At 31.5% G+C, this 23,431-nt stretch carries 24 protein-coding genes; 21 read left to right on the top strand and 3 right to left on the bottom strand.

Annotation, left to right across the window (positions count from 1 at the left end; genetic code table 11):
• The first annotated feature begins 4 nt into the window (after positions 1-4).
• The 10 genes from ACZYT4_RS11030 to ACZYT4_RS10985 all read left to right on the top strand — a co-directional run bounded on the left by ACZYT4_RS11030 (position 5) and on the right by ACZYT4_RS10985 (position 10,198).
• Entirely contained in the window at positions 5-268 is a 264-nt protein-coding gene (locus ACZYT4_RS11030; protein ID WP_463785674.1) for a hypothetical protein, read from the top strand.
• A 6-nt stretch (positions 269-274) separates the two neighbouring features.
• On the top strand, positions 275-1,390 hold the full coding sequence (locus ACZYT4_RS11025) for a DUF871 domain-containing protein (RefSeq protein WP_463785672.1): 1,116 nt from the start codon (positions 275-277) through the stop codon (positions 1,388-1,390).
• Positions 1,371-2,498: an amidohydrolase/deacetylase family metallohydrolase gene (locus tag ACZYT4_RS11020; RefSeq protein ID WP_463785671.1), complete on the top strand. Its 1,128-nt coding sequence runs from the start codon at positions 1,371-1,373 to the stop codon at positions 2,496-2,498. The genes ACZYT4_RS11025 and ACZYT4_RS11020 overlap by 20 nt, the downstream gene beginning before the upstream one ends.
• The gene (locus ACZYT4_RS11015; protein ID WP_463785669.1) at positions 2,482-3,585 is read left to right on the top strand and encodes a DgaE family pyridoxal phosphate-dependent ammonia lyase; all 1,104 of its coding nucleotides are present in this window, start codon (positions 2,482-2,484) and stop codon (positions 3,583-3,585) included. Before ACZYT4_RS11020 ends, ACZYT4_RS11015 begins: the two co-directional genes overlap by 17 nt.
• A complete protein-coding gene (gene dagF, locus ACZYT4_RS11010; RefSeq protein ID WP_463785667.1) occupies positions 3,582-4,316 on the top strand; it encodes a 2-dehydro-3-deoxy-phosphogluconate aldolase in 735 nt (244 codons plus the stop codon). Before ACZYT4_RS11015 ends, dagF begins: the two co-directional genes overlap by 4 nt.
• Before the next feature lie 4 nt (positions 4,317-4,320).
• Complete coding sequence (locus ACZYT4_RS11005; protein WP_463785665.1) at positions 4,321-5,328, top strand: sugar kinase; 1,008 nt, start codon at positions 4,321-4,323, stop codon at positions 5,326-5,328.
• Between the two features lie 115 nt (positions 5,329-5,443).
• A complete protein-coding gene (locus tag ACZYT4_RS11000) occupies positions 5,444-6,838 on the top strand; it encodes a 6-phospho-beta-glucosidase (protein WP_463785664.1) in 1,395 nt (464 codons plus the stop codon).
• Between the two features lie 129 nt (positions 6,839-6,967).
• Positions 6,968-8,107, top strand: a complete 1,140-nt coding sequence (anmK, locus tag ACZYT4_RS10995) for an anhydro-N-acetylmuramic acid kinase AnmK (protein WP_463785662.1) — start codon at positions 6,968-6,970, stop codon at positions 8,105-8,107.
• A 53-nt stretch (positions 8,108-8,160) separates the two neighbouring features.
• The gene (locus ACZYT4_RS10990; protein ID WP_463785659.1) at positions 8,161-9,000 is read left to right on the top strand and encodes a MurR/RpiR family transcriptional regulator; all 840 of its coding nucleotides are present in this window, start codon (positions 8,161-8,163) and stop codon (positions 8,998-9,000) included.
• Between the two features lie 127 nt (positions 9,001-9,127).
• On the top strand, positions 9,128-10,198 hold the full coding sequence (locus ACZYT4_RS10985; RefSeq protein ID WP_463785657.1) for a serine hydrolase domain-containing protein: 1,071 nt from the start codon (positions 9,128-9,130) through the stop codon (positions 10,196-10,198).
• Positions 10,199-10,214: 16 nt separating this feature from the next.
• Here ACZYT4_RS10985 and ACZYT4_RS10980 read toward each other — a convergent pair whose 3' ends face one another.
• Positions 10,215-11,009, bottom strand: coding sequence for a MurR/RpiR family transcriptional regulator (locus ACZYT4_RS10980; RefSeq protein WP_463785655.1), 795 nt, complete (start codon positions 11,007-11,009; stop codon positions 10,215-10,217).
• A gap of 219 nt (positions 11,010-11,228) precedes the next feature.
• On the opposite strand from ACZYT4_RS10980, the gene ACZYT4_RS10975 reads away from it, so the two are divergent.
• From ACZYT4_RS10975 to ACZYT4_RS10940, 8 genes are read left to right on the top strand one after another with little or no spacing between them, the layout of a single operon-like run.
• Positions 11,229-12,617, top strand: a complete 1,389-nt coding sequence (locus tag ACZYT4_RS10975; RefSeq protein ID WP_463785653.1) for a PTS sugar transporter subunit IIC — start codon at positions 11,229-11,231, stop codon at positions 12,615-12,617.
• A 5-nt stretch (positions 12,618-12,622) separates the two neighbouring features.
• Entirely contained in the window at positions 12,623-13,567 is a 945-nt protein-coding gene (locus tag ACZYT4_RS10970; RefSeq protein WP_463785651.1) for a GNAT family N-acetyltransferase, read from the top strand.
• Between the two features lie 2 nt (positions 13,568-13,569).
• The gene (locus tag ACZYT4_RS10965) at positions 13,570-14,241 is read left to right on the top strand and encodes a PIG-L deacetylase family protein (RefSeq protein WP_087244443.1); all 672 of its coding nucleotides are present in this window, start codon (positions 13,570-13,572) and stop codon (positions 14,239-14,241) included.
• Between the two features lie 9 nt (positions 14,242-14,250).
• Positions 14,251-15,285 carry a MupG family TIM beta-alpha barrel fold protein gene (locus tag ACZYT4_RS10960; protein WP_463785648.1) on the top strand — a complete coding sequence of 345 codons (1,035 nt, stop codon included), beginning with the start codon at positions 14,251-14,253 and terminating at the stop codon, positions 15,283-15,285.
• Positions 15,286-15,296: 11 nt separating this feature from the next.
• A complete protein-coding gene (murQ, locus tag ACZYT4_RS10955; RefSeq protein ID WP_463785645.1) occupies positions 15,297-16,199 on the top strand; it encodes an N-acetylmuramic acid 6-phosphate etherase in 903 nt (300 codons plus the stop codon).
• Positions 16,200-16,239: 40 nt separating this feature from the next.
• Positions 16,240-17,376, top strand: a complete 1,137-nt coding sequence (locus tag ACZYT4_RS10950) for a PTS transporter subunit EIIC (protein ID WP_463785642.1) — start codon at positions 16,240-16,242, stop codon at positions 17,374-17,376.
• Entirely contained in the window at positions 17,373-18,476 is a 1,104-nt protein-coding gene (locus ACZYT4_RS10945; RefSeq protein ID WP_463785641.1) for a DUF871 domain-containing protein, read from the top strand. The genes ACZYT4_RS10950 and ACZYT4_RS10945 overlap by 4 nt, the downstream gene beginning before the upstream one ends.
• Positions 18,473-19,369, top strand: a complete 897-nt coding sequence (locus ACZYT4_RS10940) for an N-acetylglucosamine kinase (protein ID WP_463785638.1) — start codon at positions 18,473-18,475, stop codon at positions 19,367-19,369. Before ACZYT4_RS10945 ends, ACZYT4_RS10940 begins: the two co-directional genes overlap by 4 nt.
• Before the next feature lie 36 nt (positions 19,370-19,405).
• Here ACZYT4_RS10940 and ACZYT4_RS10935 read toward each other — a convergent pair whose 3' ends face one another.
• Entirely contained in the window at positions 19,406-19,633 is a 228-nt protein-coding gene (locus ACZYT4_RS10935) for a DUF4351 domain-containing protein (RefSeq protein ID WP_463785636.1), read from the bottom strand.
• Positions 19,634-20,066: 433 nt separating this feature from the next.
• On the opposite strand from ACZYT4_RS10935, the gene ACZYT4_RS10930 reads away from it, so the two are divergent.
• The 3 genes from ACZYT4_RS10930 (at position 20,067) to ACZYT4_RS10920 (ending at position 22,585) form a co-directional block, all read left to right on the top strand.
• The gene (locus ACZYT4_RS10930) at positions 20,067-21,167 is read left to right on the top strand and encodes a metallophosphoesterase (RefSeq protein ID WP_463785633.1); all 1,101 of its coding nucleotides are present in this window, start codon (positions 20,067-20,069) and stop codon (positions 21,165-21,167) included.
• Positions 21,168-21,200: 33 nt separating this feature from the next.
• Positions 21,201-21,608, top strand: a complete 408-nt coding sequence (locus ACZYT4_RS10925) for a hypothetical protein (protein ID WP_463785631.1) — start codon at positions 21,201-21,203, stop codon at positions 21,606-21,608.
• Positions 21,609-21,682: 74 nt separating this feature from the next.
• The gene (locus ACZYT4_RS10920; protein WP_463785627.1) at positions 21,683-22,585 is read left to right on the top strand and encodes an NAD-dependent epimerase/dehydratase family protein; all 903 of its coding nucleotides are present in this window, start codon (positions 21,683-21,685) and stop codon (positions 22,583-22,585) included.
• A gap of 29 nt (positions 22,586-22,614) precedes the next feature.
• On the opposite strand, the gene ACZYT4_RS10915 is transcribed toward ACZYT4_RS10920, so the two are convergent.
• A partial coding sequence (locus ACZYT4_RS10915) for a purine-nucleoside phosphorylase (protein ID WP_463785625.1) occupies positions 22,615-23,431 on the bottom strand: 817 nt, incomplete at its 5' end.

Here is a 23,431-nt window from a genome sequence, read left to right as displayed (position 1 = left end):
AACTATGGTACAAACAAAAACTTTTATTATTATGATCATTTGTTTTATTATGACATTATATTTTACTGAAAAATATTTTATGAAACATGAAGCAAAGATAGGATTATTGAAAATATTATTAGGATCTATCTCAATCTTAGCTTTATTAACAATCATTGTCAGTTTCTTTCCTGTGATATTTCCATTGCTTATCTATGTTTCAATGGTCATTGCAACTTTTGTTTGTACTTATAGTCGTCACAGATTTGCATATCGAAAGGAATGTTAAAATTGTATGAAAAGAAAATTAGGGATTTCTATATATCCAGAACATTCAACTATTGAAAAAGATAAGGCTTATATTGAATTAGCGCATCGCTATGGATTTGAAAGAATCTTTACATGTTTATTATCAGTCAATAAACCAAAGGAAATCATAAAGCAGGAATTTCAGGAAATCATTTCTTATGCCCGAAAATTAGGATTTGAAGTCATTTTAGATGTAGCACCCAATGTTTTTGATAAATTAGGAATTAGTTATGATCAGCTTGATTTTTTTGCTGATTTACATGCCAGTGGAATTCGTTTGGATATGGGATTTGATGGGTCAAAAGAGGCAATGTTAACATTTAATCCACAACAATTGGCTATTGAGATTAATATGAGCAATGATGTTGCATACGTTGATAATATTGCTACATACCAACCAAATTTTCCATATTTATATGGATGTCATAATTTCTATCCTCAAAGAGGAACAGGGTTGCCTTATGACTTTTTTGTAAAATGTACTCAACGTTTTAAAAAATATGGTTTAAGAACAGCTGCTTTTATTACTTCACAGTGTGCTCAGATAGGGCCATGGGATATTAATGATGGATTATGTACATTAGAAATGCATAGAGATTTACCAATTGAAGTTCAAGCAAAACATCTGTTTGCTACAGGACTTATTGATGATGTTATTATTGGGAATGCTTATGCCAGTGAAGAAGAGCTTAAAAAGCTTTCGCAAATTAATAAATATCAATTGGAAATAAATGTTGATATTTTACCAGAAACATCTTCTATTGAAAAGCAAATCATGTTTAATGAGCAACATTTTAGACGAGGAGATATTACACATGATGTTGTAAGAAGCACAGAAGTACGAAAAAAATATGCAAAAGAAACGATTTTAGAGCATGATCATTTAAAATCTTTTCAAAGAGGAGATATTCTCATAGGAAATCAGCAATTTGGGAAATATAAAGGAGAATTACAAGTTGCTTTAACAGCTCATCAAGATCAACGTAAAAATAAAGTTGCGCAGGTATGTCATGAGGAAATGATTTTGTTGGATTATATTTTGCCATGGACAAAATTTAAATTAAGAGAGAGAAGGCGAAATAATGGAACAGTTCATTATTAAAAATGCACGATTAATCAATGAGCAAAAAGTAGATATTCTTGTCAAAGATCATATGATTCAAGCTGTAGAAAAATCCATTGAGAATGATAATCAAATAGATGTTATTGAGCTAGATGATGATACTTATATTAGCTCTGGATGGATTGATGCTCATACTCATTGTTTTGAGAAGTTTGAAATTTATGCAGATAATTGTGAAGAAATTGGATATAAAAAAGGTGTTGCTGTAGTTGTAGATGCGGGAACAGCTGGTGCTGATAATATTGATGAATTTTATGAGAGTGTAAAAGATTGCCGAACACATGTTTATTCGTTGCTTAATATTTCAAAAACTGGTATTTATGCGCAAAATGAATTGGCTGATATGAATCATATTGATATTGATGCATTTGTGAAGGCTTATGAAAAGTATCCAAATTTCATTGTTGGTGTAAAAGCAAGAATGAGTAAAAGTGTAGTTGGTGATAGTGGAGATAAGCCTTTATTTAAAGCATTGGAAATAGCAGAAGCAAGCCATCTTCCATTAATGGTTCATATTGGAACAGCTCCATCTCATATTGATACTGTATGTCAATATTTGCGCCCTCATGATATCATAACACATATATTAAACCCTAAAGAGAATGGTATTTGGAATGGTCAATCTATTAAACCGTGTGTTTTAGAAGCTTATAAAAAAGGTGTTTATTTTGATTTGGGACATGGTACTGATAGTTTCTCATTTGACGTTTTAAAACATGCTAATGAGAATCAGATAAAAGTTTACAGTATTAGTAGTGATATTTATCATCGTAATCGTCAAAATGGTCCTGTTTATGATTTAGCAACAACAATGTCTAAGCTTTATGCTTATGATTACTCATTAGAAGAAATACTTGATGCTGTAACGATACATCCTGCTCAAATGTTACATCTCGAAAAACGTGGAAAGATTGAGAAAGGATATATTGGGGAATTTACTATTTTTAAAGTTGTGAATAAGCCAAAAGAGTTGATAGATTCTACGGGAAAGAAAGTTGTCGTATCCTCTTATATTCAACCAGTTGGGATTATTATTAATGATGAATATATTTGTCTTGAGGTGAAGGAAAATGGGAAATGTTTATGAAAAATATCATGTTAGTCGCATTATAAATGCTTCGGGGAAAATGACGATTTTAGGTGGATCGCGTGTGAGTGAAGAAGTATGTGAACATATGAAATTAGGTGCAACACATTTTTTTGAAATTAAGGATCTTTTAAACAAAACTGGTGAGTATCTGGCAGATTTGATAGGTGTTGAGTCTGCTTATATTGTAAATAGTGCCTCAGGAGCTATTGCACAAAGTGTTGCGAGTTGTGTATCAAGAGGAGATGCTTATCAATTACTTCATTTGCATAGTTCAGAAAACAAAAGAAGAGAAATTGTTATTTGTAAAGGTCATAATGTTGATTATGGAACACCTATTGAAGTGACGATTGGTGTTGGTGGTGGAAAAGTTGTTGAGGCAGGATATGCTAATTGCTGTACATTAGAACATGTACAATCATGTATTAATGAAAACACTGCTGCTTTAATTTATGTGAAATCACATCATTGTGTACAAAAAGGTATGCCAGATATGAAGGATTTTATTGCTTTAGGACATCAAAATCACCTGCCTGTTATCATTGATGCAGCAGCTGAAGAAGATTTACTTAAGTATTATCAGATGGATGCTGATGTTGTTATTTATAGTGGTACAAAAGCATTTGAGGGTCCAACATCAGGGTTGATGATTGGCAAAAAAGAGTTTATTGATCAAGTAAAAAAGCAAAGCCAAGGTATTGGCCGTGTTATGAAAGTTGGAAAAGAGAACATTTTAGGTTTAACATATGCTGTGGAACGCTATTTGACTCAACAACATTTAACCTTGGAACAACAGTCACAACGATTGAAAGGTTTTCATGAAAAAATTAATCAAATCGATGGATTATCAGCGAAATGTGTTCAAGATGGAGCTGGACGATTAATTATAAGAAGTGAAATTACATTTCATAAAGGTAATGCTATAGAAGTAGCTCAAAAACTTAAAACGGGAGACATCAAAATATATACACGAGATTATCGTGCTAATGAAGGAAAAATTGAAATTGATATTAGAGATGTCAGTGATCAGGAATTAGAAATAATTTATGAAAAAATAAAAAAGATTATGGAAGGAAGTTCATTATGAAAAAAACACCAAATTACTTAAATGATAAGATTTGTTTAAATGTATTGGCTAATTCATTAGAAAATGCAAAAGAAGTGTATCAGGCAGCTAAAGGTCATGTTTTAATTGGATTGTTATCAAAAAATTATCAAACAGTTTCAGAAGCAGTAGAAGACATGAAAAAATATGCTCAAGAAATTGATAACTCTATTTCTGTTGGTTTAGGTGCTGGTGATCCAAAGCAATGGGAAATGGTTGCAAAAATTGCTCAAGAAGTTCAACCACAACATGTTAATCAAGTTTTTACAGGAATTGGTTTTACACGAGCATTATTGAACCAAAATGAGACAGTAGTTAATGGACTTATTTCACCAAGTGGAACAGTTGGTATGGTTAAAATTTCAACTGGACCATTGAGCTCACAAGATGAACCTGCTATTGTTCCAATAAAAACGGCTATTGATATGTTAAAGGATATGGGATGCAGCTCAGTAAAATTTTTCCCTATGAAAGGATTATCAACAAAAGAAGAATATCAGGCAGTATGTAAAGCTTGTGCTGAGATGGATTTTATGATGGAACCTACAGGTGGTATTAATTTGACGAATTTTGAAGAAATTTGTAAAATAGCATTAGATGCAGGAGTCAAAAAGATTATTCCACATGTTTATACTTCTATTGTTGACAAAGAGACTGGAAAAACAAAGGTGCAAGATGTCCAAAAATTATTAGAGATAATGGAGAGATTATAAAAGAATGAAAATATTAGCTTTTGGTGAAGTCATGATGCGTATGATGCCACCTAACTATAAAACATTAACTCAAACTGATACATTAGAGTTTTTGTTCACTGGTACAGGAATGAATATTTTATCAGGTTTATATCAAATGGGAGATCAAGGATATCTAGCTACGCGTTTGCCTGATAATTCTGTTGGAAAAGCAGCTAGTGCTCATATGAGAAAATTGGGGATTCATGATGATTATGTCAATTATGGGGATAATCATATAGGTATTTATTTTTTAGAGCAGGGAATTGGAAACCGTGCAAGTCAGGTTACGTATTTAAATCGAAAAGATAGCTCTTTTGGTTTGAGTCAAGTAAGTGATTACGATTTTGACTGTTTGAATGATATGGATGCATTGCACATATGTGGTATTTCTTTAGCGTTAAATGATCGTTTGAGAGACATAGCTTTTTCATTTGCAAAAGAGGCTAAAAAAAGGAATGTAAAAGTTATTTTTGATTGTAATTTCAGACCAAGTTTGTGGATACATTCAAATAATGATCAAATTAAAAGAATTTATGAAGAAATGTTTTATTTGGCTGATATGGTTTTTGCAGGCATTAAAGATGCTAAACTTTTGCTTCAAAAAACTGTTGATGAATCACTTCCTTTTGATCAGCAATTGTCTTATATCTTTCAATCTATTTGTAGGGAATATCACATAGAGGCTATTTTTGGGACTATTCGCAATATGAAATCTTCTCAACAGTATTTATCTGGATATATGGTTCAAAAAGATTCTTTTATTAAAAGTCAAGAATATGAATTAACAGTTTATGATCGTGTTGGTGGTGGAGACGGATTTGCTGCTGGAGCTATTCATGGATATTTCCATCATATGGAGCAACAGGAATTAATCGAATATGCTACATGCAGTGGCGTGTTAGCTCATACGACATATGGAGATAGTCCAATTCTTCACAAAGATAACATTATTGATTTTATAAAACATGGAAAAATAGATATCAAGAGATAATAATAGGGGGACTGCAATTGATTTGTAGTCTTTTTTTGTTTCAATAAATGAAAATAATAAGCAAAGTGAGCTTTTTGATATTATACTTATAATTAAAGATAAAGGAGGACCGATTATGGAAAAGAAACCTGTAAAGATTGTTACAATTGGTGGAGGAAGTAGTTATACTCCAGAATTAATGGAAGGATTTATTAAAAGATATGAAGAACTTCCTATTAAAGAAATTTGGTTAGTTGATATTGAAGATGGAAAAGAAAAATTAGAAATTGTTGGTGCTATGGCTCAACGTATGTGGGATGCATCTCCTTATGATGTCAAAGTTCACTTGACTTTGGATCGTAGAGAAGCCTTACCAGGTGCAGATTTTGTGACAACACAATTTAGAGTTGGGTTGTTGAATGCACGTGTGAAAGATGAAAGAATTCCTTTCTCATATGGTATGTTAGGTCAGGAAACAAATGGGGCTGGAGGAATCTTTAAAGCTTTTAGAACAATTCCTGTTATTTTAAGCATTGTAGAAGATATGAAGGAATTATGTCCGGATGCATGGTTAATTAACTTTACAAATCCAAGTGGAATGGTCACAGAAGCTGTCATGAAATATGGAAAATGGGATAAAGTCATTGGATTATGTAATGTTCCAGTTGGAGCGATGATGGCTGAACCAGAAACAATTGGAAAAACATTGGATCAGTTGACTTATAAGTTTGCAGGATTGAATCACTTCCATTGGCATAAAGTTTATGATGAACATGGAAATGAAGTGACTCAACAGATTATTGATGCGATGTATGAAGGAAAAGATTCAGGAATTCCTGCTAATATTCATGATATTCCTTTCTTTAAAGAACAGTTGGATCAGATGCAAATGATTCCATGTGGATATCATAGATATTACTATCGTCAAGAAGAAATGTTAAAACATGGACTTGAAGAATATAATACAATTGGAACAAGAGCACAACAGGTGAAACAAACAGAAGAAGAATTGTTTGAATTGTATAAAAACCCTGAATTGGATCATAAACCAGAACAGTTAGCAAAACGTGGAGGAGCACATTATAGTGATGCTGCTTGTGAAACAATAGCATCAATCTATGCGAATAAGAATACACATATCGTTGTCACAACAAGAAATAATGGAGCTGTCCCAGATTTACCACCAGAAGCAGCGGTAGAAGTTTCATCATATGTAGGTGCAACTGGTGCAAAAGCTATTGCCTTTGGACCATTACAGAGTGCAGAAAGAGGATGGCTACAATGCATGAAGAATATGGAATGGTGTGTAGAAGAAGCAGCAGTCACAGGAAATTATGGAATGGCATTGCAGGCATTTATTTTGAATCCACAGATTCCATCAGGTGAAACTGCAAAGAGAGTATTGGATGAATTATTAATAGCTCATAAGAAATACTTACCTCAATTTGCAGAAAAAATTGCTGAGCTTGAAGCAGAAGGTGTCACAATCAAAGATGATGTCGCAAGAGAATTAACTGAAAAAGGATTATAATTATAAAAAAACAGTAAGAGTCAAATCTTACTGTTTTTTATGAATAATACAAAAATAAAATTTTAATAATTATATTATAATATTGAAATAATATTTTAATAAGTGTATGATTTTCTTGAGGTGATGATGATGTATGCCATTGGAATTATGTCTGGAACATCGATGGATGGTATTGATACTGTTTTGGTAGATATTGATGGTTTTCATATAGAAACAAAAGTAAAAGTTATAGGATATAATGAGTATCCAATGCCCTTAGATATGAAAGAGAAAATAAAAAAAGCGTGTGATGAAAAAGAATCTTGTGTAGACGAAATTTGCAGTCTTAATTTTGAATTAGGATATTTGTTTGTTGAGGCTGTGAGAATTTTGCTTAAAAAATATGATGTTGCACAAAAAGATATTTCTTTTATTGCGACACATGGTCAAACTATCTACCATATTCCTTTTTTTAAAAATCAATTAATACCATCCACACTACAGATAGGAGAACCAGCTGTGTTGGCATATGAGTTGAATACCACAGTGGTTTCTAATTTTAGGGTCATGGATATAGCTGCAGGTGGACAAGGGGCACCATTAGTACCTTATAGTGAATATTTGTTATATAGTGAGCCATGCAAGAATGTTGCCTTGCAAAATATTGGTGGTATTGGCAATGTGACATTGTTGGTGGGACAAGATATTGATGCAATCCAGGCTTTCGATACAGGACCAGGTAATATGATGATTAATGAAGCGTGTCGTCAGCTTTATCATTTAGAATATGATGATCAAGGAAAAATTGCAGCCAAGGGACATATTATAGATGGACTTTTGAATATGTTGATGAAGCATCCTTATATGTCAAAAAAGCCACCTAAATCTACAGGTCGTGAGGATTTTGGTGAAAACTATGTTCAACATCTTTTGTATTGTTATAAGCATGAAAAAGCAGAAAATATAGTTGCCACATTGACTTATTTTACTGCAAAATCTATAGCGTATCATTATCAACGTTATATTTTGCCAAATTATCCTTTAGATAAAGTTGTAATTGGTGGCGGTGGTAGTCATAACTTGACATTAATGAATATGATTCGTCAAGAATTATCACCTGTGAAAGTTTATACACAAGATGAAATGGGCTATTCAAGTGATGCAAAGGAAGCTATTGCCTTTGTGATTATGGGGAATGAAACATTGCATCACCATTTTTCTAATGTAAAAAGTGCCACTGGCGCAAAAGACTATGTCGTATTAGGAAATATCACACCTAAACCTAGATAATTCCTAGTAATTTTCTTTTTTGATTGATATAATGATTATTAGGTGATGATATTGTGAATTGTTTAGTACAAATTAGAGAAGCTCAAAAAAGTTATACGACAACAGAAAAGATAATTGCTGAATATATTTTAGAACATGCTCATGATATATTAAATGATTCAGCACAGGAGTTGGGGAAGAAAACACAGACTTCTGCAGCTGCAGTTATCCGTTTTTCTAAAAAACTAGGTTATAAAGGATTTAGTGATTTAAAAATCAGTTTAGCAGGATCTCAACAAAATGAAGAAGAAAATATTGATGCTGTTTTAGAGGAAACAGATGATCTCTCAACATTGATTCATAAATGTTGTCAATTGAATATTTTAACTGTTCAAAAAACATATCAGATGATTAATGAAAAGAATTTACAAAAAGCTATTGAATATATTATCAATGCTCAAACTGTCTATTTATTTGGAGTAGGTAGTTCTGCTATTGTGGCTTATGATTTTTCACAAAAACTAATTAGAATAGGTAAGAAAGCTATCTACAACTCTGATATTCATGTTCAAATGACATTTGCAGAAAGCATGTGTCCAACGGATGTTGCTATTTTTATTAGTTATTCAGGAATGACTACAGGATTAACAGGAATGGCTAAAAAGCTTAAGTCTGATGGTATACCATGTATTTCTATTACACAGAATTCTAAGAATATTGTGGCGAAAAATGCAACTGTTAATCTTTTTGTACCTCTAGAAGAGAAAGAAATTAGAATTGGAGCAATTTCATCAAGAACAGCTTCTTTAGTTATGACGGATCTTTTATACTATGGTGTTTATAAAAATGATTTACAGAATAATAAAGATAAACTTTTAGAAACGAGAAATCTTGTTTCTAGATTGTTGAAATAATAAATAGATTTCATCTTATTGTGTAAGAAGAAATCTTTTTTTGTAAAAGAAAAATAAAATATATTGACAAATTAATTCAAAAAATGGATAATAAAATTGAAATAAAGTTTTAATACTGTGAGGAATTATGAATAAAATAGAGAAATTTTTAAGTGATGCATATAAAGACAATGTTTTTCCGGGATGTTGTTGTTCTATTATAAATCGCCAAAATATAGAACGTTATTGTGTTGGTTACAAAACACACATTAAACCTGTTGAAAAGAATCAGATAGATACTTTATATGATTTAGCAAGTCTTACAAAAGTTGTTGGAACGACACCAATGATTTTAAAATTAATTCAAGAAAAATACATATCTTATCAAACCCCTGTATATAAAATTTTACCTATGTTTACAAATAAAAATATCACTATTTTCCATTTGTTGACCCATACATCTGGACTGCCAGCAGATTTTGACTGGGAAATGAATGAAGATAAGAAAGCTATTATTCAAAGAATTTGTTATTATTCTCATCAGGTTGACCATGGAAAGAAAGTTGTCTATTCGGATTTGGGTTATATTATTTTAGGCGAAATTATAGAAATATTGACACAACAATCTTTACAACAAATTTTATCTAAAAAAATTTTCCAGCCTTTGGAAATGTTTAATACAGGTTTTTGTCCACAAGAGATTGATAAATGTGCACCTACTGAATATAGTTCGCATGTTCACTATGTTTTAAAAGGAGAAGTACATGATCATAAAGCGTTTATGATGAATGGGGTAGCAGGGCACGCAGGGGTATTTTCAAATATTTTTGATTTAGAACATTATGCACGAATGATTTTGAATTATGGAAAATATAAAAATCGAACATTTTTAGATGAGCAATATATCAATGATATGTTTACAAATTTTTCTCCTATGCATGAAATTCCCAGAGGAATAGGTTTTTTAACCTATGCTCCAGATAGTCTTTTTTCATCATTGAATTCTGTAAAAACAATAGCTCATACTGGTTTTACAGGTACATCAATGCTGATTGATTTAGAAAATCAAGTTGCTATTATTCTTTTATCTAATAGAGTTCATCCATCACGAAAAAACACAAAAATATTAGATTGGCGTAGTGAGTTTCATGATTTTGTAATGAAATGTATCATTGGTGAGAATGTTGATAATTCAATAAAAAAGAAGATTGCTGATTAACAATCTTCCTCTGATTTTATAGAGTTGTATAGATCGGTTTGTTTTGTTGATTATGTAGATTTTTAGCTAAGTGATTTATAATTAAATCTATGGTTATAAAAACAAGTGCTTGAGAATCTACAAAGAAATGTAAATCTTCATTGTTAAAAGTTGGTAAAATAATTTCTTTGTCAATTTTTTGATGAAAACTATGATGATTGTTTTGTGTTACTAAAATGATTTTTGATTGCGATTCATAAGCATATTGAATAGCATCTTTAATAACAGTTGTTTCAGCTGACAATGATAGAAAGATATTTAAATCTTCTTTGTATGACATAAGTGCTTTTTCAGTCATAATGCTTGAATTGACTATGGCTTCAGAATCAATACCAATTGTACAAAGACGATAAGAAAAATATTGGGCTGATAATCCTGTTTCATGAATACCGTATATCTTAATTTTATATGCATTTTTAATAAGTTGAATAATATAATCTAGAGAGTTTAAATTAATAGATTGTTGAAGTTGTTGGATTCTATTAGCGTAAAGAGATAAGTAAATAGAAGAACTATCGTCATCATTCTCATCCATTTCTACCATGGAATGGACATAGCGAGATACTTCATAACGAAATTCGCTATATCCTCTAAATCCACATTTTTGGCAAAACCTTAACAATGCCGATTTAGAAACTTTGCATTTTTTAGCAACTTCTTGAATAGGATATGAAGAAATAGTATCAAAATTTTTCAAGACATAATCCTCAATGATTTTTTCTGACTTTGTAAATTCTGCTTCGTGAAGCCTGATATGTTCTTTAGGATTCATGCGATCACCTCGTATTTATATTATAACATGATTTAAAAAAGTGTGTAAATAAGCAAAAAATGGAGCTTTTGAGAAAAGTTCCATTTTTTTTTGGGAAAAGTATTGTAAATGAGAAAAAGGCGTGCTATACTTAAATTAGTTCCAATGTAAGGGGTTTCTAGAAATAATAAATCGCGATTATGAAAAGAAAAAAGAGAGGGACTAGAAGGAGAGAAAACTATGAGTGATATTCAGAAGAAAGGGAATCTCATGGAGCGAATTAATGATTTTGTTGAAAATCGTTTAGCTCCACCGTTAATTCGCATTTCAAATATTCGTTATTTGCAAACTCTACAAAAGACATTTATCGTTTTCATGCCGTATATGATACTTGGGGCAACAGCAACACTTGTATTAAACTTAGGAGGACTGTTTGCTGAAGGAACAGGTCTAGGAATGCCAGACGTTGCAGAAGCTATCAATGGTGTGATTGACGTTATAAGACCTGGTTTAACACAACTTGTATTCATTAGTATTAACTTAATGGCTTTATTGACAGCTATTTTAAATGCTTATTATCTTGGTGAATATTATCATGAAAATTATGATAAAAAAGTTAATGGTATTGTTTGTGGTATTGCAGGGCTTATAGGATTCTTATGTTTTGTTGATTTCACAACTTTATCACAAAACTTTGACTATCCTGCATATATTTTAGGTGCACCAAGCTTATTTACTGCTATTTTAATTAGTATTGTAACTGTAGAAATTTATAGATATCTCGTGCATAAAAATATTACAATTAAAATGCCAAATGGTGTACCACAAATGGTTGCAGATGCATTTACAAGTTTAATTCCTATTACAGTTATTATGATTATCTGTGCATTTGTAGGAAGAAATATCTCTGGATTTAATTTAATGACATTATTTAATGATTTGAGTTCTCATCTTGTCGTTGCAGGAAGTGGACCAGTTGCTCAATTCTTCGCATTTTTCTTAGATCGTATTTTCTGGTTTGTTGGATTACATGGTTCAAATATTGTTGGATCTATCATGACTCCAATTTGGGAAAGTATGGCTGCTTCTAACTTAGCTGCTTTTGCGGCTGGTCAAGATATTCCTTACTTATTCTCATCAATTTGGGTTAATGCTTATGTCAGATTAAGTGTATTCCCAGTTGCATTACTTTGTGTGATTTCATCAGTTAAGAGATTTAAAGTCTTAGGTAAATTATCAATTGTTGGAACAGTATTCAATATTGCTGAACCAGTTATGTATGGATTGCCAATCGTCTTAAATCCACTTATGTTTGTACCTTGGGTTATTGGATTCTGTGTATTATTTGTATTCAATGCTATTTTAATTACTATTGGAATTGAACCACCTATTGTGGCTAATGTTGTGTGGACAATGCCTGTTCCATTAATGGCATTTATCGGTTCAGGATTTAAAATTTCAGCTATGATTATTAGTTTGATTAACTTTGTTATTTTATTCTTTATTTTCTTACCATTCTTTAAAGTTATGGAAAGACAAGAATTAAAAGCAGAATTAGCTGCTCAACAAGAGATGGATTCTCAAGGTGATGGACCATCTCCTGAAATAGAAAATAATCAAATGGAGTAACGTATATGGAAAATGTAAGATTAGAAAGTTTTCAACAAGAAAGATTTCAGCAAGTCTTAACTTGCTGGAATCAAAGCTTAATTTATGATGGTATTGATGAAGAAAGATTTAAACAACTTATTTTATTAGATGAAAATTTTAATCCAGATTTGTTTTTGCTTGCTATGAATGATGAAAAAGTAGTAGGATTCTGTTATGGAGTAAGAAGAAAAATCCCATATTTAGAAAGAGGATTAGAAGAAAATCGTGGTTGGATTGTAATTATGGGAGTACTTCCTGAATATCAAAATCAGGGAATAGGAACCATGTTATGTGATGAAGTTGAAAAAAGATTGAAAGATATGGGAACAAAAGAAATAACTTTATGTGCGTATAGTCCAAATTATTTCTTTCCTGGAATAGATAAAAGATATCAACAAGCGATTTCTTTCTTTGAAAATAGAAATTATGTATATCGTGCAGAATCTGTCAGTATGCAAAGAAGTTTGTGGGATTATCATATGGCAGATCAATATAAAGAAAAGCTTGCTTCATTAGAAAAAGATGGTATTCATATTATTCGCTATAATGATGAATACATGCTTCCTTTATTAAAATATTTATTAGAAAATTTTGGAGCAGGATGGAAACGTAATGCTTTAATAGCAATGCAAAAGAAAGAAGCAGAAGATACTATTTTGTTAGTTGTTGATGAACAAAAAAATATTCTTGGTTTCTGCATGAGAAAAATTGATGGAAATGATGCTCGTTTTGGACCTTTTGGTGTAAGTGAACATTTAAGATCAAAAGGTATTGGTGGTGTTTTGTTTGAATATATGATGCAGGAAATGAAACAAAAAGGTATTTATTATCTTTATTTCCTATGGACAGATGGTGCTGCCCAACGTTTCTATGAAAGACATGATGTAAAAGTCTATAGAACATATCAATTGTATAGAAAAGAGGTATAGTCATGAAATATAAAAGACTTGTGTGTATTGGTGGACATCATTTAGATGCTGAACTTATGGGTGGTCCATTACTTATTAAATATGCTATGCAAGGTGCACATTGTACAATGATTAATGTGACAGAAGGAAGATTGGATCGTAAAGGTGCTACTGAACAAGAAAAGCAAGAGTATCTAGATAATATTCGTCAAGAAAATGTGGCTTGTGATGAAGCAATGCAATGTGAATGTTATAATATGAAATACACTTCTGCTACGCTTCCAAGTCAGGAAGAATTCATTGAGATGTTAATGGATTATTTTAAAAAAGAAAAAGTAGATTTGGTTGTCACTCATTGGAGAGGTACAATGCATCCTCGTCACTATTACACATATGAAACAGTTACAGCTGCTGTTCAAAGATTACGAAGAGAAGGTATAAATATTCAATTATTATATGGTGAAAACTGCGAAGATTTAATTGGATTTACACCTACTTGTTATGTAACAATTACGGATGAACAAGTACAAATGTGGTTTGATGCATTGAAAAAATATACAATTTTTAATGGTAAAGTCAATGATGTTCCTTATCAAAAATATTATCAGGCACAATTGAAGGTCAGAGCTATTGAAGGTGGTATTCCTTCACCTGTTAAAGCTTATATGCATGCCCCATTATCAAATAATGAATAGAGGAAAGTTATGCTAGGTATATCAGTATATTTTCAGGATTTAGATTTACATTATTTGCAAGAAGCAAAAAAATGTGGAGTGAAGTATGTATTTACTTCACTTCAAATTCCTGAGGAAGATTATACTTCATTGGATGAAAAATTACCGTTATTTTTAAATCAATGTCAATTATTAGAATTGCAGGTTGTACCTGATATTTCACCAGTTACTTTTGATAAATTAAAAATTCCAAATCAGGATTATCAACAGTTAAAAAACATGGGGTTTAAAGCATTAAGATTAGATTATGGTTTTGATGATTATGATATTATTAAAGACTTACAAAAAAATTTCTATTTAATGTTAAATGCCAGTGTTATTGATGAAAATTATTTAAGAGATGCACTTGACCATGGGGTTGACTTATCAAAGATTGCTGTTACACATAATTATTATCCACATAGTGATACAGGCTTATCGTTGAAGGATTTTCAAGAAAAAAATAAAATCTTCCAAAAATATGGATTAACAATTCAGGCTTTTGTATGTGGGGATGTTTTGAAAAGATTTCCATTATATGAAGGTTTACCAACAGTGGAAAAACATCGTACAGTGAATCCGTATATCGCATCCATAGAATTATTACAAAATTGTTGTGTTGACGATGTTTTTATTGGTGATAGCCAGGCAGAAATGAGTACGCTTCAATATATAAACGATTATATGAAGGAAAACATCATCACAATACCATGTTATTTGGAAAAGGGATATGAATATCTTTATGATCAAAATATTCAAGTCAGAAAAGATCAATCAGAGAGTTTGATTCGTTTATCATTACCAAGAAAACCAGATATTCCTATTCAAAAAAGTACATTACGTAAACGTGGATATATTGTTATGGAAAATCAATTAGCGGGAAGATATAGTGGTGAAGTGTTTTTGATGAAACAAGATTTATCATTTATTTCACGAACAAATACAATTGGATTTATCCATCCTGAATATACAGATGTTTTAGATTTTATTAATGCAAACACAAAAATTAGATTTGTAAGACTATAAGGAGGTATTTTATGGGTCATATTCATATTTCTCATTTAGTTACTGAAAGTAGAAATCCTAAAACAATGAATTTAGACGATATGAGTATCCATGAATTTTTAACAGTTATGAATGAAGAAGATGCTCTTGTTCCGCAACGTATTCATGATGTTTTACCTCAGATAGAAAAAGCTGTAGAAAAGATTATTGAAGCTCTCAAACATGGAGGAAGACTCTTCTATGTAGGGAGTGGAACAAGCGGACGCTTAGGAATATTAGATGCTGTGGAATGTCCTCCAACTTTTAGTACAACAAATGAAGTGAATGGTATTATTGCAGGAGGTCAGTCAGCTTTTGTTAAAGCTAAAGAAGGCGCTGAAGATCATGAAGATGATGGTCAACGAGAAATCATGGAAGCTGGTATTTGTGATAAGGATGTTGTTGTTGGTATTGCTGCCAGTGGAAGGACTCCACATACCATAGGAGCTTTGAAACAGGCCAATGAAATAGGGGCCTATACAATCAGTATTGCTTGTAATCCAGATAGTGAAATTGGAAAAGTTGCAAAACTGGCCATAGATATGAATCTGGGTCCAGAAGTGATTACAGGTTCAACACGTTTAAAAGCAGGTACAGCACAAAAGCTTGTCTTGAATATGTTATCAACGGCATCGATGGTTGGGATAGGTAAAACTTATCAAAATTTAATGGTTGATCTCAAACCTTCTAATGAAAAACTGATTGAAAGAAGCAAAAAAATTATTATGGAAGCAACAGGGTGTAGCTATGAAGTCGCTCAAGAAACATTTGAAGAATGTCATAGACATGTCAAAGTTGCAATTATTAAAATATTATTAGATTGTACTGTTGAAGAAGCCAAGTCAAGATTAGAAAACAGTCAAGGCTTTGTTAAGAAAGCTATTCAAAATCAATAACAGACTGATTTCAGTCTGTTATTTTTCTAGGAGAATAAAGATGAATGAACAAATCAATGATTATATGTATGAAATCACCAATTTAGATTTTATTCAGGCACTTAAAATGACATTTGTTCATATGACATTATGTCTTGTTGTTTTAGGAATAATTGTTTTCTTTCAGTGGTTTTCTATCTTTCATCAATATATGGAATATATATATTTCTTGATGATACAAATCATGTATGCTTTTCATTATATTCAAAAAAAGCAAATGAACCCTATTTTTATAATATTTTCTATCATATTAAGTATCACATTTCTTTGTGATAACAAGTCATATACCATCATGACTCTTACCCTCCCTGTTTTGTTTATACAAATGATTGGGCTAGCAATAATCCATCGAATGACTATATATCTTGAAAAGAATATTCATTTTTTTATTGAACCAATTGAAACTTACTTAAAACAGTTATTACCAGTGATGGGAACTACTTTATTGATGCTTGGGATGGTTTTTTTGCAAGATATGTACGTTCATATTCTTGTTGCCTTTATGCAGTCATGTTTATCTTTTTTTGCATCCTTAGCAGGAGTTCTTATCATTGTATCACTCACATGTCTGTTCTGGTTGAGCGGTATTCATGGTGTCGCCATGGTTGGGATTATAGTCAGACCATTTTGGACACAAATGTTGATGGTGAATCTTATCTGTTATATCAATCATCAGACTATTCCTTACATAGGTGTTGAAGGTTTTTATCAATGGTTTGTCTGGATTGGTGGTTCAGGTGCTACATTAGGATTAGTTCTCTTATGTCGTTTTTTTGCAAGGAGTTGCCATTTAAAACAAATGGGGCATCAGACTCTTCATTCAGGACTTATGAATATCAATGAACCAGTCATTTTTGGTGCACCCATTGTCCAAAATCGTTATTTAAGAATTCCATTTCTTGTTGCGCCAATACTTATGAGTTTTTGTACTTATATGATGATGGTTTATCATTATTTAGATATACCTGTTTTGTTGGCACCATGGTTATTACCATCTGTAGTTGGTGGCTTTTGGGCAACAGGTGGTCAAATCTTTTCCATTCTTTATATTATAGGAATGATTATAATTTCAATGATTGTTTATTTGCCATTTTTTATTTGTTATGATCGTCAATTATTCAAGGAGGAAATCCCATGAGAAGATTAGGAATATCTATATATCCAGAGAAATCTACAACTCAGGAAATCAAATCATATATTGATCAAATGTCTCAATGCGGTGCATCAAGAATCTTTTCTTGTTTATTGTCTGTTGAAAAATCTAGAGAAGAAATTATTAAAGATTTTAAGGATATTAACTTATATGCTAAATCAAAAGGATATGAAATTATTGTAGACGTGTCTCCTAGAGTTTTTAATCAATTAGATATAAGTTATCAGGATTTATCTTTCTTCAAAGAAATTGGAGCAGATGGATTACGTTTAGATGCTGGTTTTTCAGGAAGTGAAGAATCAATGATGACTTTTAATCCTTACGGATTAAAAATAGAAATTAATATGAGCAATGATGTACATACAATAGACACAATAATGGATTATCAACCGAATAGACATTGTTTATTAGGATGTCATAACTTTTATCCACATGGGTATAGTGGTTTATCGTTAGATTATTTTCTTCAGTGTACAAAAAGATTCACAAAATATGGTTTAAGAACTGCTGCTTTTGTCACAAGTCAAAATGAAAATACATTTGGTTCATGGCCAGTTACCAATGGTTTGCCAACACTTGAAATGCATCGAAGTTTATCTTTGATTACACAGATTAAACATATGATTGCTCTTGATTGTATTGATGATATTTTAATTTCAAATTGTTATCCTTCAAAAGAAGAAATTGAGTCTTTAAAAGATTTAGATTTATATTTGATAACATTTGATGTTGCTGAAATAATAGAATTACCAGAAGTAGAACGAAAAATATTATTTGAAGAATTACATTTCAATAGAGGGGATGTTAATGCATATATGATTCGTTCAACTCAAAGTAGAGTCAAATATAAAGGATATCATTTTGATTTATTAAATACTCCAGATATAATTCATAGAGGAGATATTATTATTGAAAGCAGTCAATATGGTCATTATGCAGGAGAACTACAAATAGCTTTACAAGATATGACGAATACAGGGATGTCTAATGTGGTCGGTAGAATTAAAGATGAAGAATTATTTATGTTAGATTATATAAAACCGTGGCAAAAGTTTAAGTTGAGATTGGTAGAGGACAGGTCATGAAATATATAGGAATTGATGGTGGAGGAACCAAAACAAAATTTGTACTTTATGATGAAAATGGAAATATAATGCATGAAATTGTGAATCAATCAGTGCACATCTTAACACAGTCAGAAGAAATCTGTATTGATATTTTAAGAAAGAATGTGCTAGCTCTTGATTCCTCAAAACAAGCTATAATCATAGCGGGTCTTGCAGGTTATGGCAACCAAAAAGAATTGCGACATCAAATTGAAAATATTTGTAAAAAGGCTTTTGATGGTTACCAGTATCTTTTATATAATGATGTTCAAATAGCTTTGATGGGAGCTTTGGCAGGCCAAGATGGGATTGTGGTTATAGCAGGAACAGGTTCTATTGCCTTTTCATATGTAGCTGGTCAAAGCAAGAGATGTGGAGGCTGGGGATATCAGCTTGGTGATGAAGGAAGTGCCTATTGGATAGGTTGTCAATTACTTCAAAAGTATTGTCAACAGGTTGATGGAAGACTTCCACGTACTTTACTTTATCATATGGTAAAAGAATATTGTGGTTTAATGAATGATTATGATATGATCCAATATCGTCATCGTATGGAGAATGAGAGAAAAGTCATTGCGCATTTAGCAAAATTGAATTATGAATTAGCAAAGCAAAATGATCCTTATGCTTTACAGATTTATCAGGATGCAGCTCATCATCTTGCTTCACTTGTATGGCCTCTTGCAAAAGATTTTAAATATTCATTTATACTTTCTTATATAGGTGGTGTCTTTTTGGCAAAGGATTATATCTTAAAACCTTTGAAAAAAGAGCTTTCTGCTTTGCAGGTGCAAATACAATCTCCTATTTTTCCTCCGGAATATGGAGCCTATTTATTAGGAAAAGAGTATATAAAGAAAAATGCTATATGAATTCATATGGCATTTTTATTTGTGATATGTATTTTTTTAAATATAAATATTACCATCTTCATTTTTAATATCAAAGATATGTATTGTCAGATTATCAAGTTGTTTTATATGGCTTGATTCAATCTGTTGAATTGTTTCATTAGATAATTGTCCAATCTTTTGTGTCAACAGTTTCATAAGTGTTATAATAATGCTTTCTTGGTTAGCAATTTGGCTAATTTTTAATACGTATTCACTCATATCAATTTTTTTCTTTTCTAGCATCTGATAGATATCTTTGTTATACGTGAGTGCACTTAGAATATATGCTACTTTTAAACTTCCTGTGTCCCTCTTTTGCCATAATAGAAGGTCAGCATCAAGATTGTGGATATTATTGTTCTTAATAAGGGGAAGACCATCAAAGAGGATGATATTGAGTAAATCAGTAAGATGAGTAAGTGATGAAAATAATGTTTAATGCAAACATCAAATAGATTGTTAAAATCGATTATAAAAATATCCACCTCACTTTATATATACGCAAAAAGAAGAAAAATTTTTTTATAATACAACTTTATTAATATTATAGAATGATATTTGTTTAAAGCATATTTTGAATTGAGAATATTTTATTGATATAGTATAGGAAATCAATAATTTCAATTTCTTTTGAGATGAATTATGTTAAAATAGAGTGGTAAGATGAGGTGATGACATGATTACACCAAAACATTTGGTAAAAAAGATTAAAGGAGATTATCGACTCATTGTTGTGAGTGATATTCATGGACATTTAGATAGATTTAAAGCTTTATTAAAAAAAGTCAGATATATACCTGAAGATTATCTGATTATCTTAGGAGATTTTGTAGAAAAAGGTGATCAGGTTATTGAGACCATTCATTTTGTTGAAGAGCTTGCAAAAAGAGAGCGTGTTTTTGTGTTGATGGGAAATTGTGAATGGGCATTAGATGCTTTATTAACAATACCTGAACTAGCTAATCAGATTCCAGGATATTTAAAGCGTGTTTCCAGCAATGGTTGTATTCGAGAGGTTTATCATCGTTTACATCTGGACAATGGTCATGAAACAATGCTGGGTATTCAAAAGCAGATTGCTGATTACTTACATAATGAAATTGCTTTTATTTCGCATTTACCTGTGACTTTGAAATTGAATTCTTTTCTTTTTGTTCATGCAGGTATTGAAAAAAGAAAAGATTATCAAAATAGTTCTTTATCATCATTGCTTGAAATGAAATATTTTTATGATCAGGGACATCTTTTAGATGAAGTGGTCATTGTGGGACATATGCCAACATCTAATTATTTCTCAGATAAGATATGTAATGATATTATTATTGATTTAGATAAGAAAATTATTTGTGTTGATGGTGGAACTGGTGTGAAATCAATTTCACAGTTGAATGCTCTTGTCATTGAATCAAAAAATGGTGTTATTCATTATGCTCAGGAATCTGTTCAGCCTTTACCAATTCATGAAGTGTTATATGATGTGAATCCTGAAAATCAAAAACAACATAAAATTGCCTATCCTTATTTTGAAGTCGAAGTCATTCAAAAAGGTGATCAGTTTAGTGAATGTTATCAAAAGGAAACCAATCAATATTTGAAAATTAAAAATGAATTTTTATATACCAGACATCAACAAACTTATTGTTTAGATGATTATACTGATTATTTTATTGAGGCTCAAAAAGGTGAGCAAGTAAAGGTTATTGGTATTTATGATCAGTATGCTTATGTTATTCATCAGGGAAATGTTGGATGGATAAAAGTTGACTGTATAAAATAAATATTTTTGTTCATACTTTTACTGGTGATAAAAATGAATGGAGAAACATGTATTGAAGAATTGTTGAATGGTTTAAATATGGGACTTGTGTCTATTGATCATTTAATAGATAAGATAGAAAATGAACATCTTAGAGATATTGTTTTACATCAGAGAAAAGCTTATGGTGATTTAAAAAATAAAGTCACACGTGATTTTTCTCAGGCTGAAGATCATTTGAAAAATAAGATGATGTTAGAATCAATGATTGAAATGAAGACATTGTTATCGGATGATGCAAAGATTGCCAAGATGTTAATAGAAGGTAGCAATCAGGCAGTTATGACAATGGCACATTTGATGAATAAAGAAAGTCATGTAGATGCGAGGGTCAAACAATATATTGATGAGTTTGAAGATATTTCACAAAAATATATTGAAGAATTGAAACCATTTTTATAAATCGATAGAATTACAGGCAAATATTTTGTATCTGTAATTCTTTTTTTATATAATAGAAACAGGCGGTGATGATTGTGAAAGTTTTGGTTATTGGAGGCAGTTATTTTTTAGGACGTGTTTTGACAATGTCTTTATCAAAGACGTGGGATATGACATTAGTGAATAGAGGAAATTATTCTATGCAGGCATATGGTGTACAGGAATATTTCTTGGATCGTCATAATGAACAGGCATGGAAGAATTTGCCGGCGCAAAGTTATGATGCAGTGATTGATTTATGTGCTTATCAAAAAGGGGATATTGAAACAGTTATCAAATCTTATTCAGGTCAAATCAAGCATTATATTTTGATAAGTACAGTGGATGTCTATTATCGACAGACTGGCCTTGAAAAAGATGAGAGTCATCCTTTAGAAACACGACATTTTCAGGGAGAAGTGGGAGAATACATTTTTCAAAAGGTTGCATTAGAAAAAGAATTGCAGGAGTTATCTCAAGATTATGCAATACCTTATACGATTTTAAGACCAGGAAATATTTATGGACCATTTAATTATGCTCCTAGAGAATCATTACTGATTCAACGTGCCGTAAGTGGACAACCTTTATTTTCGTTAAAGGATGCGACTCATCCTTTTCAAATGGTTTATGTGAAAGATGTAGCTTTGGCGATACAACAGGCTGTTGAGAAAAAAGCTTATCATCAGATTTATAATGTGATTAATAATGAGGCTGTTACCTATGAGAAAATAAATGAGATTTTAAAGCAATGTGAACCACAATTAAAAGTAGAAGAACATACGATTGAAGAAGCTATTTCATTACAGTATCCATTGCCATATCCAGTTTATAAAGAAGAAATGGAATATTATAATGGTCAAAAAATCATACATGATTTAGGAATCACGTATACACCTTTAGAAGAAGGTTTGAAAAAGACATATCAGGCTTTCTATCCTGTTTATAAGACAAAATAAGCGATGAGAGTAATCCCATCGCTTTTGCATTATAAGTCTTGAATGATTTGTTTGACCAGTTTAACTAGGTTGATTTCAGCCTGATTTGCAGCTTCCATGACTTCCTGATGATTTAATTCGCTATTTCCTAATCCTGCTGCTTTGTTTGTGACTAAAGAGATTCCCAAAGTCGTCATTCCAGAGTGTCTTGCGACAATAGCTTCAGGAACAGTAGACATACCTACCATATCAGCACCAATTGTACGTAAAGCACGTATTTCTGCAGGTGTTTCAAACATTGGTCCTTTAAAGAAGCAATAGACACCTTCTTTTAAAGAAACATTTGTTTTTTGGGCAGCTTCTTTTGCAAGACTTCGTAATTGTTGAGAATACACTTCAGTCATATCTTTAAAACGAGGACCAAATTCATCTAGATTAGGACCGCGTAATGGACTAGGAGCCATAAAACTGATATGGTCTGTAATCAAAGTAATTTGACCAGGATTTAAGTCTTCACGAATTCCTCCACAGGCATTCGTCACAAAAAGATAAGGAATCCCCAACTTTGCAAAAACACGAACAGGAAGAGTCACAACATCCATATCATGTCCTTCATAATAATGGAAGCGACCTTTCATTGCACAAACTGTTTTTTGAGCAATCGTTCCAATATAGAGTTTTCCTTCGTGACCAGGAACAGTTGAAACAGGGAAATGTGGAATATCCTGATAATCAATGATAACAGGATTTTCAATTTCATCAGCTAAAGGTCCAAGTCCAGAACCCAAGATAATGGCTACATCAATTGGCTTATCATAGCGAGAACGAATATATTCATAAGCTTCATTTATTTTCGTATACATAATT

Source organism: Massilimicrobiota sp. mt181, assembly GCF_055420065.1.
The sequence above is the reverse complement of the archived record's forward strand: the minus strand, read 5'-3'. Positions and strand labels throughout refer to the sequence as shown.

Bases quoted from the DNA above. Each gene is read 5' to 3' on its own strand.
- murQ (WP_463785645.1), top strand. From the start codon at position 15,297: ATGGGTCATATTCATATTTCTCATTTAGTTACTGAAAGTAGAAATCCT.
- ACZYT4_RS11025 (WP_463785672.1), top strand. From the start codon at position 275: ATGAAAAGAAAATTAGGGATTTCTATATATCCAGAACATTCAACTATT.
- ACZYT4_RS10970 (WP_463785651.1), top strand. From the start codon at position 12,623: ATGGAAAATGTAAGATTAGAAAGTTTTCAACAAGAAAGATTTCAGCAA.
- ACZYT4_RS10945 (WP_463785641.1), top strand. From the start codon at position 17,373: ATGAGAAGATTAGGAATATCTATATATCCAGAGAAATCTACAACTCAG.
- ACZYT4_RS11015 (WP_463785669.1), top strand. From the start codon at position 2,482: ATGGGAAATGTTTATGAAAAATATCATGTTAGTCGCATTATAAATGCT.
- ACZYT4_RS10950 (WP_463785642.1), top strand. From the start codon at position 16,240: ATGAATGAACAAATCAATGATTATATGTATGAAATCACCAATTTAGAT.
- ACZYT4_RS11000 (WP_463785664.1), top strand. From the start codon at position 5,444: ATGGAAAAGAAACCTGTAAAGATTGTTACAATTGGTGGAGGAAGTAGT.
- ACZYT4_RS10925 (WP_463785631.1), top strand. From the start codon at position 21,201: ATGAATGGAGAAACATGTATTGAAGAATTGTTGAATGGTTTAAATATG.
- anmK (WP_463785662.1), top strand. From the start codon at position 6,968: ATGTATGCCATTGGAATTATGTCTGGAACATCGATGGATGGTATTGAT.
- ACZYT4_RS11005 (WP_463785665.1), top strand. From the start codon at position 4,321: ATGAAAATATTAGCTTTTGGTGAAGTCATGATGCGTATGATGCCACCT.
- ACZYT4_RS11020 (WP_463785671.1), top strand. From the start codon at position 1,371: ATGGAACAGTTCATTATTAAAAATGCACGATTAATCAATGAGCAAAAA.
- ACZYT4_RS10965 (WP_087244443.1), top strand. From the start codon at position 13,570: ATGAAATATAAAAGACTTGTGTGTATTGGTGGACATCATTTAGATGCT.
- ACZYT4_RS10975 (WP_463785653.1), top strand. From the start codon at position 11,229: ATGAGTGATATTCAGAAGAAAGGGAATCTCATGGAGCGAATTAATGAT.
- dagF (WP_463785667.1), top strand. From the start codon at position 3,582: ATGAAAAAAACACCAAATTACTTAAATGATAAGATTTGTTTAAATGTA.
- ACZYT4_RS10940 (WP_463785638.1), top strand. From the start codon at position 18,473: ATGAAATATATAGGAATTGATGGTGGAGGAACCAAAACAAAATTTGTA.
- ACZYT4_RS10980 (WP_463785655.1), bottom strand. From the start codon at position 11,009: ATGAATCCTAAAGAACATATCAGGCTTCACGAAGCAGAATTTACAAAG.
- ACZYT4_RS10930 (WP_463785633.1), top strand. From the start codon at position 20,067: ATGATTACACCAAAACATTTGGTAAAAAAGATTAAAGGAGATTATCGA.
- ACZYT4_RS10935 (WP_463785636.1), bottom strand. From the start codon at position 19,633: ATGCTAGAAAAGAAAAAAATTGATATGAGTGAATACGTATTAAAAATT.
- ACZYT4_RS10985 (WP_463785657.1), top strand. From the start codon at position 9,128: ATGAATAAAATAGAGAAATTTTTAAGTGATGCATATAAAGACAATGTT.
- ACZYT4_RS10960 (WP_463785648.1), top strand. From the start codon at position 14,251: ATGCTAGGTATATCAGTATATTTTCAGGATTTAGATTTACATTATTTG.
- ACZYT4_RS11030 (WP_463785674.1), top strand. From the start codon at position 5: ATGGTACAAACAAAAACTTTTATTATTATGATCATTTGTTTTATTATG.